This window comes from Sphaerisporangium sp. NPDC051017 (assembly GCF_040683095.1).
Taxonomy (GTDB): Bacteria; Actinomycetota; Actinomycetes; order Streptosporangiales; family Streptosporangiaceae; genus Sphaerisporangium.
Genome location: NZ_JBFBCI010000045.1, coordinates 66875 through 76504 on the forward strand (window position 1 = coordinate 66875; position 9630 = coordinate 76504).

10 protein-coding genes and 2 tRNA genes are annotated in these 9630 nt (G+C 70.3%); 1 reads left to right on the top strand and 11 read right to left on the bottom strand.

Features of this window, described 5'->3' with window-relative positions:
* Positions 1–435: 435 nt before the first annotated feature.
* The 10 genes from rpmG to AB0M95_RS29205 all read right to left on the bottom strand — a co-directional run bounded on the left by rpmG (position 436) and on the right by AB0M95_RS29205 (position 7542).
* Complete coding sequence (rpmG, locus tag AB0M95_RS29160; RefSeq protein WP_114028158.1) at positions 436–600, bottom strand: 50S ribosomal protein L33; 165 nt, start codon at positions 598–600, stop codon at positions 436–438.
* A gap of 77 nt (positions 601–677) precedes the next feature.
* Positions 678–751 (bottom strand) — tRNA-Met (locus tag AB0M95_RS29165).
* Between the two features lie 226 nt (positions 752–977).
* A tRNA-Thr gene (locus AB0M95_RS29170) sits at positions 978–1050 on the bottom strand.
* Positions 1051–1207: 157 nt separating this feature from the next.
* Positions 1208–1426, bottom strand: coding sequence for a transposase (locus AB0M95_RS29175; protein ID WP_363771170.1), 219 nt, complete (start codon positions 1424–1426; stop codon positions 1208–1210).
* Between the two features lie 314 nt (positions 1427–1740).
* On the bottom strand, positions 1741–2268 hold the full coding sequence (locus AB0M95_RS29180; RefSeq protein ID WP_363771173.1) for a MarR family winged helix-turn-helix transcriptional regulator: 528 nt from the start codon (positions 2266–2268) through the stop codon (positions 1741–1743).
* 104 nt (positions 2269–2372) lie between these two features.
* Positions 2373–3254: a YceI family protein gene (locus tag AB0M95_RS29185; protein ID WP_363771176.1), complete on the bottom strand. Its 882-nt coding sequence runs from the start codon at positions 3252–3254 to the stop codon at positions 2373–2375.
* Between the two features lie 41 nt (positions 3255–3295).
* The gene (locus tag AB0M95_RS29190; RefSeq protein WP_363771179.1) at positions 3296–5851 is read right to left on the bottom strand and encodes an MFS transporter; all 2556 of its coding nucleotides are present in this window, start codon (positions 5849–5851) and stop codon (positions 3296–3298) included.
* Positions 5851–6399 carry a MarR family winged helix-turn-helix transcriptional regulator gene (locus AB0M95_RS29195; protein WP_363771182.1) on the bottom strand — a complete coding sequence of 183 codons (549 nt, stop codon included), beginning with the start codon at positions 6397–6399 and terminating at the stop codon, positions 5851–5853. Before AB0M95_RS29195 ends, AB0M95_RS29190 begins: the two co-directional genes overlap by 1 nt.
* Before the next feature lie 245 nt (positions 6400–6644).
* Entirely contained in the window at positions 6645–6893 is a 249-nt protein-coding gene (locus AB0M95_RS29200; protein WP_363771185.1) for a hypothetical protein, read from the bottom strand.
* 76 nt (positions 6894–6969) lie between these two features.
* On the bottom strand, positions 6970–7542 hold the full coding sequence (locus AB0M95_RS29205) for a MarR family transcriptional regulator (protein ID WP_363771188.1): 573 nt from the start codon (positions 7540–7542) through the stop codon (positions 6970–6972).
* A gap of 128 nt (positions 7543–7670) precedes the next feature.
* Between AB0M95_RS29205 and AB0M95_RS29210 the strand changes: the two genes are divergently transcribed.
* Positions 7671–8327, top strand: a complete 657-nt coding sequence (locus AB0M95_RS29210) for an NAD(P)H-dependent oxidoreductase (protein ID WP_363771191.1) — start codon at positions 7671–7673, stop codon at positions 8325–8327.
* A 96-nt stretch (positions 8328–8423) separates the two neighbouring features.
* Here the strand turns inward: AB0M95_RS29210 and AB0M95_RS29215 are convergent, their stop codons facing one another.
* Positions 8424–8984: a hypothetical protein gene (locus AB0M95_RS29215; RefSeq protein WP_363771194.1), complete on the bottom strand. Its 561-nt coding sequence runs from the start codon at positions 8982–8984 to the stop codon at positions 8424–8426.
* Positions 8985–9630: the final 646 nt, after the last annotated feature.

The following is a 9630-nucleotide window of genomic DNA, read 5'->3' on the forward strand; positions in this document are numbered from 1 at the left end:
CGCTCACCAAGGGCGAACGCACACAGGACGCCCACCAAATGCACAATACCCATCGGTTTCCGGGCATACGGAAAACCGGCGTTCCGTCATGGAACGCCGGTCACGCACACAAAGCCCAGCCGATGCCTGGCACCGCACCTACGACGGCGATGCCGACCATCGCGCCAGGCGAGCCACTCGGCGACCCGCCTCAGGCGGACGTACGCCGCACCATGCCTCCGAGATCGTCTCCGCCGCGCGCCGAAGACCGGCGAGCGCATGAACAGAGAGCAGCATCCGCGACCGACCCGTGCCCACCCCCGGACGGATCGACGGAAGACCGCGACGGCCGGTACGACCGGCGATCACGCACCTCGGAACTCGGCGGACCGGATGGACCTCGAAAAGACCGCCCGCGCCCCTCTCAGCGCCCCAAGGCACCGAGACGGCGTGTGCCTAGCGGGTCTCGCGGTGAGGACGGTGGCACTTGCAGTTGGGGCAGTACTTCTTCAGCTCAAGCCGGTCCGGGTCGTTACGCCGGTTCTTCCGCGTGATGTAGTTGCGGTGCTTGCACTCCTGGCAGGCCAGCGTGATCTTCGGCCTAACGTCGGTGGCAGCCACGTGGGAGTGCCTTTCTACGTTTGGGACACATGGACAACCCGAACCAGGTGACCTTCACAGGAAACCCGGCAGGGTAGTAGCGGAGGCCGGACTTGAACCGGCGACACAGCGATTATGAGCCGCTTGCTCTGCCTGACTGAGCTACTCCGCCTCAGGGTCGACGAACGCGACCGGCTTGGAAAGGATACCCGACCTGTACGACGATCGCGTACACGTGTTCACGTACCCGATCTGGGCTAGGTGCTCCCAGTATGCCTGATCGCTGGACGCCTACACTTCCCCTTTATTCGGCAGGCGGACTATTGAGCACGGTCAGATAACCCACCCAAGCGAAAAGCCCCACCCCGGAAACCCGAGAGAGGGCGTCTGCGCTGTCGAGCCCCTTTACGGAATCGAACCGTAGACCTTCTCCTTACCATGGAGACGCTCTGCCGACTGAGCTAAAGGGGCCTGTCACTCGCGTTCCGCGTTCCCGCGTCGCGCTGCGGACAGGTGTAACCATACACGGACCCCGCGACCGACGCGAATCAGAACGCCCATCGGGGAACCCGTCCGGCGCCGCGCACGCCGGGCCCCGGAACCCGTGCCGGCGCCCGGCCCGCGAGGGTCAGTGGACGGCCTCGCGACGCCTCGTCGGCGACCGTTCCCCGAAGGGCAGGGTGACCACTTCGCACAGATCGGCGAGGTCGACGAAACGGCGCAGCTCGTCCACCGAGAAGCAGTCGGCGACCAGTTCTCCGTACCGGCGAAGACGGAGCACCTGACGGCCGTCGCGCGTCGCGGCCGTTATCTCGTAGCCGTCGGGCCCGACCCAGCGCGTCTCCATAGCCGGACAGAGTATTCCCAAGCACCGTCAGTTTCGGGAAACGACACGCATCCCCAGGTCACCAATCGACCCTCCAGCGCGAAAGGGCACGTCAGCCCCACCGCGAAGAACATCCCGCCGATTTCATCCCTCAAACCCCTTGTCGTATTGTTCAACGAAATTTACCGTTGAAGCGTCCCAGCGTACGGGCGCCACCACCATCACAACGGCTGGCCCCCCTCCCCCCGGGCATCACGGTGTACGCCCCGGGGAACGGCGTCGGCATCGCCCTGCCCACGACGTGAGCGGCGGGAGGAGGCCCGTTCAGGCCAGATTCAGGCCCGGCCGGACTCCTCCGGGCCGCCGGTGAGGGCCGGGCTCTCGGCGAGGGTGTTGAAGCGCTCCAGCATGCACGCCAGCAACCGGACGTCCTCCTGCGGCCAGGTGCCCAACAGTGCGTGGAAACGCCGCTGGCGGGCCGTACGGGCGCGTAGGAGCCTCGCCCGGCCCTCCGGTGTCAGGTCGAGCAGGTGGGCGCGGCCGTCGAGCGGGTCCGGCTGGCGCCCGATCAGCCCGAGCTCGTCCAGCACCTTCAGCTGACGGCTGATCGTCCCCTTGCCGACGCCGAAGTAGGCGGCCAGGTCGCTCGGCCGCGCCGGGGCGGCCTCGTCGATGCGGACCAGAATCCCGTACGCGCCGGGCTCCAACTCGGGGTGCACCTCGCGGCCCATCTCGGCCGACAGCGCGCGCGAGCGCCGGAAGAGGACGCCCAGCTGACGCTCGACCGCACGGAACGCCTCGTACTCGTCGCCCGGGATCCCCTCGGGCGCCTCCGCGGACGGCGCCGCCTGGGTCTCGGTCATCGTGAAGCCTCCTCTCTCGTCTTCCAGTATCGAACGCCCGGCGCCGCCCGTCTCCGGGCACGCGGGCAGGAGCGCCCGCGCGTGGACGCCCCGACGCCCAACGATCAGGACTCGGGCAGGCGTTCCCCCTGGACGGCCTGGACGTCCAGTTCGACCTTCAACGTGGCCCCGATGAGCGTGATCCCCGCCGCCACGACCTGGTTGTAGTTCATGGCGAAGTCCTCGCGGTGCAGGTCGGTGGTGGCGCGGAACGCCGCGCGCAGGCCGCCCCACGGATCCGGGCTCGTCCCGAGATAGCCCAGGTCGAGGTCGACCGGACGCGTGATGCCGGCCATGGTCAGCAGGCCGTGCACCGTCCACCGGTCCTGGCCCGCCGGGGTGAGCCCGGTGCTCCGGTAGGAGATCACCGGGAACGGGCCCACGTCCAGGAAGTCCGCAGAGCGCAGGTGGTCGTCGCGCGTCCGGTTGCCGGTGTCGATCGACGCGGCGGCGATCTCGGCGACCACGGCGGACTCCTCCGCGCTCGCGCCGACCTGGATGCGCCCGGCGAACTCGTGGAACCGTCCCTGCACGCTGGACAGGCCCAGGTGCTGGGCGGTCGCGGAGACCTTGGAGTGCGCCGGGTCGATCGTCCAGACGCCGGGCGGCGGGAGTTCCACGCCGCCCTGCCGCGCGAGCACGAGCGTGCCGAGCTCGGCGGCCCCCGAGGCGGTCGCGATGGCCGTGGAGGCGGCCGGGGCGTACCCGATCGCGGTGACCACGACGGTGTAGACGCCGGGGTTCAGCGGCGGCGTCGTGACCGCGCCGTCGGCGTCCGCCTCGGCCCTGACCACCTGGCGTCCGGACATGTCGGTCACCGTGGCGACCGCGTGCTGCACCGCCCAGCCGTCCTTGGTCCGCACCAGGGCGCGCAGCCCGCGCCCCGGAGCGGGAGCGCCGTCCGCGGGGTGCGAAGCGGCGTCCCAGGCGTTTCTCGTGGTGTACATCGGGTCCCCTCGTTCGCTCGCCCGCCGATGCTGACCCGCGGTCATTCGGGGTGGCCGAGCACGACGTCGTACGCCTCGTCGCCGTGCCCGGAGAGGTTGAGCGTGCTCGCCACGGGCGGGTACCCGCCGGCGATGACGGTGTACTGGCCGCCGGTGAGGTCGGCGAACGCGTACTCGCCGTCCGCGCCGGTGGTCGAGGAGCCGACCACGTTCCCCGCGCCGTCGAGCAGCGTGACCCGCGCGTCGGCGAGCGGCCCGCCGTCCTTCACCCGGACCGTGCCCCTGACCTGGGCGGCGGCGAGCAGCTCGACGTCCTGCCTGGTCTGGCCGGTGCCGACCTCGACCGGGACGGCCGCCGGGCGGTGCCCCGCCGCGCTGACCGTGAGGGTGTGGACGCCGGCGACGATCCCGGCGAAGCCGAAGGCGCCGGCCGCGTCGGTCGTGCCCGTCGAGACGACCTCGCCCCGCACGTCGGTGACGACGACCATCGCCTCGGCGACGGGCAGGCCGCCGGGGGTGCGGACGGTGCCGAGCAGGCGGCCGGAGCCGGCCAGCACCAGGTCGAAGTCGAGCGGCTGGTCGCCGACGACGAGCGTCGCCACCTGCGGATCGTGATCGCCGGCGGACGCGATGAGCACGTAGGTGCCGCTGCCGGGCGTCCACAGGTCGTAGCCGCCATCCGGCCGCGTGACCGCGCGGCCGAGCTGGTGCCCGCGCACGTCGATCAGCGTGAGGGTGGCGTGGCCCACCGGCCCGCCGTCGGCGCCTCGGACGAACCCGCGGATCCCGCTGCCGCCCTCCGTGTCTCCCACGTCCCCCACTGTGGGCGCGTCGAACGCGTCGCGCACCCGCGCCGCCGCGGCGTACGCGTCGCGCACCCGCGCCGCCGCGGCGTACGCCTCCCGCGCGCTGCCGTTGCGGGACGCCGCGAGGCCGTTCGCCGCGGGCTCGGCGCCCACGGAGACCAGCTCCTGGGTTTCGCGCTGCGCGTGACGGCCGGGCGTCGAACCGTTCCGGACGGGGGCGTACTCGTCGGCGGCGGCCCGGATCTGCTCGGCGTTGGACGTGCGCAGCGGCACCTCCCGGATGAACAGCATGCTGATCAGGGCGAGCAGGGCGAACGGCGCCGCGTACAGGAAGATGTCGCCGGCTCCGTGCCCGTACGCGCTCTCGACCACCGTACGGACCGGGGCGGGCAGCGACGACAGGACGGGAACCGAGCCGTCGCCCGGCATGGCCGTGACGCCGAGCTTGGCCAGGCCCCCCTCCAGGTAGTGGACGACCCGGTTGCCGAGCAGGGCGCCGAGCGCCGAGACGCCGAGCGCGCCGCCGAGCGTGCGGAAGAACGCCACGACCGAGCTGGCCGCGCCCAGTTCCTCCGGCCTGACCTGGTTCTGCACCGACAGGACGAGGTTCTGCATGGTCATTCCGACGCCCACGCCGACGCAGAACATGTAGACGGCGACGATCCAGTACTCGGTGTCGTACCGCAGCGTCCCCATCAGGCCGAACCCGGCCGTCAGGAAGAGGCCGCCGATGACCAGGAAGATCTTCCAGCGTCCCGTGCGGGTGATGATCTGCCCGGCGACCGTGGACGACAGGGCGAGACCGAGGATCATCGGCAGGGTCATGATGCCGGCCATGGTCGGCGACTCGCCGCGCGCGAGCTGGAAGTACTGGCTGAGGAACGTCGTCGCGCCGAACATCGCGACGCCGACGAACAGGCTGGCCGCGACGGCGAGGCTGATCGCGCTGTTGCGGAACAGCCGCAGCGGGACGATGGGCTCGCTCGCCCGCGCCTCGGCCAGCAGGAAGAACAGGCCGAGGACGACCGCGCCGCCGACCATCGCGGCGGTCTGCCACGACAGCCAGTCGTACTTGTTGCCCGCGAACGACACCCACACCAGCAGCAGCGACACCGCCGCGGAGATGAGGACCGCGCCCGTCCAGTCGATCTTGACCTCGCGCTTGAGCGTCGGGACGTGCAGGGTCCTCTGCAGGACGAGCAGCGCGATCACGGCGAACGGCACGCCGACGTAGAAGCACCAGCGCCAGCCGAGCCAGGAGGTGTCCACGATGACGCCGCCGATGAGCGGGCCGCCGATGGTGGCGAGCGCGAACACCGCGCCGAGGTAGCCGGAGTACCGGCCGCGCTCACGCGGCGAGATGATCGCCGCCATGATGACCTGGGCGAGCGCGGTGAGGCCGCCCACGCCGAGGCCCTGGACGACACGGGCTCCGATGAGCATCCCCGGGTTCTGCGAGAGGCCCGCGATGGCCGAGCCGAGCACGAAGATGGCGAGGCCGAGCTGGACCAGGATCTTCTTGCTCATCAGGTCGGCGAGCTTGCCCCAGATGGGGGTGGAGATCGTCGTGGCGAGCAGCGTCGAGGTGATGACCCAGGTGTAGGTGGTCTCGTCGGCGTGCAGGTCGGCGATGATCGTCGGGAGGGCGTTGGAGACGACGGTCGACGACAGGATCGCCACGAACATGCCGAGCAGCAGGCCCGACAGCGCTTCAAGGATCTCGCGGTGCGTCATGGGGGCGGCCGGTTCGGGCGCCGCCTCCCGCACCCCGGCCGGTACTGCGGTTGTCATCAATGTCCTTTCACTGTCTGAGGCACCATCTGGGGCACTGCCGCCTGGGGCACCGTCTGGGCCGTGCGGGTCTGGGCCGTGCGGGTCTGGGCCGTGCGGGGGAGCCGCGTGGCACGCGCCCGGTGCGCGTCGAAGCTTGAGCGAAGACGGCCGATCAGGACGGAGAGTTCGGCGACCTCGTCGTCGGTCCAGTCCTCCAGGGTCTCGGCGAGCAGACGGCGGACGCGGGCGAGGTTGTCCTCGGCCACGCGCGTGCCGTCCGGCGTGAGCCGCACGTACCAGGAGCGCCCGTCGTGGGGGTTCGGGACGCGTTCGATCCAGCCGCGGTCCCTGAGGTCCGCGACATGCCTGCTCATCACGGACAGGTCGACCTCGAACAGGCCGGCGAGGTCGCCGATGCGCTGTTCGCCGCATCGATGCAGCGTCGCGAGCAGCGCGAGTCCGGCGTGGGGGCCGGTGAACGGCAGGTCACGCTTGATCGCCTTGATCACCGCGCCCATGTCGCTCAGCCTGGCGAGCAGTTCGCCGCAGCCCTCTTCTGACGCCATGACCGCCTCCATCTAGTTGCCTTAGGCAAATACATATCATTGCCCTAGGCAACCTTCAGAGGGGTATGTCTATTCCTGTCCGATCCGTCCCCTGGGGGTCGGCGGCGGGAAACCCACGTGACACGGGCGTCGAGCGGGTCGCATGGACGCTCGACGCGACCTGAACGGACGCCGCGCACCACGACCGGCCGCCATGGACCACGACCGGCCGCCACTGCCACACCGGCTAGAGCGGCCGGCGCCCGTCACGTCCGGGTGCGGATGAAGGTCACCCGGCGCTCGCCGAAGTCGGGCCGGGCGGCGTACCCGGCGTCCAGCCAAACCGCCTGCGTGTGGCCGGGGTCGCTGCTCCGCCAGGCGCGCCGGGTGAACGCGCTGGGCGGCAGGTCGTTGCCGATGATCACGGCGACCTCCGCGAAGGTCATCCCGATCCGATCGTCTCCGGCCCTTTCCAGATGCCGGGCCAGGCGCTCGTACTGCGCTCGGGTGACCATGCGGCCAGTGTGCGCGGCGACGCCGGAGCTTGTCGCCACACCACCTGAACTGTCCCGATCTGGCCTCGGACGCGCGTTACGAACCGACGCGGCGCAGTTCGGCGGCGTCCTGCGCGTCGATCTCCTCGACGACCTGGCACGCGTTGAGCGTCGGGTCCAGTTGGTCGGCGTGCGCGGCGGCACGCTCCAGCAGGTCGCGGAACGCGCCGACGTCGACCCCGAGGCCAGAGAGGACGTGGTCCTCGACCCGGCACAGCTCGGCGCTTCGTTCCTCCCAGAGGGCCCGGCCGCGGTCGGTGGCGACCACGCGGCGGCTGCGCCGGTCAAGCGGATCGGGCCGGCGCTGGACCAGACCGGCGGCCTCCAGGTCGTCCAGCAGGTAGGTGAGCACCGTGCGGTCGATGCCGAGCTGGGTGGCCATCACGCCCTGATTGCCCGCGAGCTCCTGGACGGCCGACGCGAGCACCTGGTAACCCCGGGGACCTCCGGGAATGCCGTTGAAGACCTCTCCGGCGGCGCGTCGGTACGTACGCAGCAGCACGCCCAGCGCCCAGCCGAGATCGCCTTTCAGCGCGTCGGCCGAGGGACGCGGAGATGCCGAAGCGGCGCTCTGCTCCGGCACGGACGGCGATTTCGGCGAGGGGCCCACTCGTACACGGTACCCGCCCGACCTCTTGATCGGCTACCCAACTATTCTTACCCACAACTCGTCTGCTTGACATACGTTCTGCGTTGAATAACATCTGCTGCGCAGAGCAAACCGAGAGAGGCAATGCGATGATCTTGTTTCGTCTTGACGCCAGCATCCGCGAAGGCATGTCCGTCAGCCGGAAGGTGGCCGACACCGCCCAGGCGGCCTGGCAGAGCGCCCAGCCCGACGGCCAGGTGATCCACCGGGACCTCTTCCAGACCCCGGTCCCGGCCGACGCCTGGGCGCTCGCGGTCTCAGCGGGTGCGGTCCCCGAGGAACGCCGCACCGACGCCCAGCGCCGAGCGGTCGCGCTCGCGGCCGAGATCGCCGACGAGGTGGCCGCGGCCGACGCCTACCTGCTGGCCGTCCCCCTGTACAACTACGGCGTCTCCCAGCACGTGAAGACCTGGATGGACCTGCTGTTCACCGACCCCCGCTTCGCCCCGGGAACCGAACCGCTCGCGGCCGGACGCCCCGCCGCGCTGGTGATCACGCGCGGCGGCGGCTACGGCGAGGGGACGCCCCGCTTCGGCTGGGACCACGCCACGCCGTGGTACCGGCGGATGTTCGGCGACGTCATGGGCATGGAGCTGCACGTCAGCGAGGTCGAGCTGACCCTGGCCGAGGTGTACGAGTCCATGGCGCCGCTCCGGCCCCTCGCCGCGGAGTCGCTGCGCACCGGGCACGAGTCGGCCGACAAGAACGGCCGTGTCATCGCCGAACGCGCTCTCAACGCCGTCTGACGTCCGGGATCGGGAGAACGGCCGAGGCCCTGACCGCCCGGCCGGCCACCCGCAAGGCTCACGAACGCCTGTTTCGCCCCATTCGCCTATTTGGCTTTACTTAGCCTGGACGCCCTTGGCGATGGGCTCCAGGTCGTCGGCCGCGAGCTCGGAGACGGTCACCCGGACGAGCACCCCCTTCTTGGCCAGCCACAGCATGTCCGTACCGTCCTGGGAGACGATCGGATCCCCGTCCTTCCGCGGCTCCACGGGAGACTTCATGATGTTCAGCGCGAGGATGTCCTGGGAGTTGTTCACCTTGCGCGGGTGGAAGACGGACACCGTCACCGTCCGGCTGCCCTCCTTGTCCTGCCAGCGAAGCGCCTTGCCCTTCAGGTCTCCGGCCTTCGCCGCCACGGCCTTCCCCTGGCCGACGATGTACTCCGGCAGGTAGCGCACCTCCACGCCGTCGACCGTGGCGAGGGCCTTCTCCGCGGCGACAGGGGTGGTGTCGGCGTCAAGGAAGGCGGGCCGGGACGAGATGGCGTACGCCGAGGCCACCGCGATCACCACGACCAGGGTCGTGAGCAGCACGATCAGCTTGGTGCGGCTCCTGCCGCGCCGAACCGTGACCGGGGCGGTGTCCTCCGACATCACAAAGGGCTCGATCCGCGACATCCCCGTCCTCCCTCGCAAGTGGATCAACCCTAACGAAACCCCGGCCGCTGCGGCAGTTACATCTCACACTCCAAACGTCCCGTCCGCGCGGCGAGATCACGGCCAGATAGCCGGTGGAGGATCCGAAGATCCTCGGGCCCGCTGCGCGAGGCCGGACCTCGCCTGCGTTCCTTCCGGACGCACGTTATCGGCGATCCCACGACGATTCCCGCGCTCGACCCGCTGATTCCGTCGATCGTCCGGGCCGTCGCCCAGCGTCCGACGAACTCAACGAGCGCGGCGACGCGGAACTCACCGCCCTGCTCCGCCGTACGTGGACCCGCTCTCGATCTGGGGCGACCCCCGAAGCGGCACCCTCCTGCTCCCCGAGCCGCGCCCGGACCACCGCCGCCCGGCGTAGCCGGACATCATGGCGCATCTCCCACCCGCAGTCGCCCGCGTCCCCCTGGGGCATATCCAGACGAATACCGCCACCCCAGGATCCGTGGACACCCCCACCACACCCACCCCAACGACCAAACCCGCCACCCCAGCGGTCAACGGCAACGTGATACTAAGGGGAAATTAAACTACTGGACTGTTTTAGGCATTCACCGGGCAACGCCGGAGAGCGGCTGAAACAGTACTCAGCGTGACCGCAGAACCT

Excerpts from the sequence above, each read along its gene's own strand:
- AB0M95_RS29175 (WP_363771170.1), bottom strand. The coding sequence starts at position 1,426 with ATGGAGACGCGCTGGGTCGGGCCCGACGGCTACGAGATAACGGCCGCG.
- AB0M95_RS29180 (WP_363771173.1), bottom strand. The coding sequence starts at position 2,268 with ATGACCGAGACCCAGGCGGCGCCGTCCGCGGAGGCGCCCGAGGGGATC.
- AB0M95_RS29185 (WP_363771176.1), bottom strand. The coding sequence starts at position 3,254 with ATGTACACCACGAGAAACGCCTGGGACGCCGCTTCGCACCCCGCGGAC.
- AB0M95_RS29190 (WP_363771179.1), bottom strand. The coding sequence starts at position 5,851 with ATGACAACCGCAGTACCGGCCGGGGTGCGGGAGGCGGCGCCCGAACCG.
- AB0M95_RS29195 (WP_363771182.1), bottom strand. The coding sequence starts at position 6,399 with ATGGCGTCAGAAGAGGGCTGCGGCGAACTGCTCGCCAGGCTGAGCGAC.
- AB0M95_RS29200 (WP_363771185.1), bottom strand. The coding sequence starts at position 6,893 with ATGGTCACCCGAGCGCAGTACGAGCGCCTGGCCCGGCATCTGGAAAGG.
- AB0M95_RS29210 (WP_363771191.1), top strand. The coding sequence starts at position 7,671 with ATGATCTTGTTTCGTCTTGACGCCAGCATCCGCGAAGGCATGTCCGTC.
- AB0M95_RS29215 (WP_363771194.1), bottom strand. The coding sequence starts at position 8,984 with ATGTCGCGGATCGAGCCCTTTGTGATGTCGGAGGACACCGCCCCGGTC.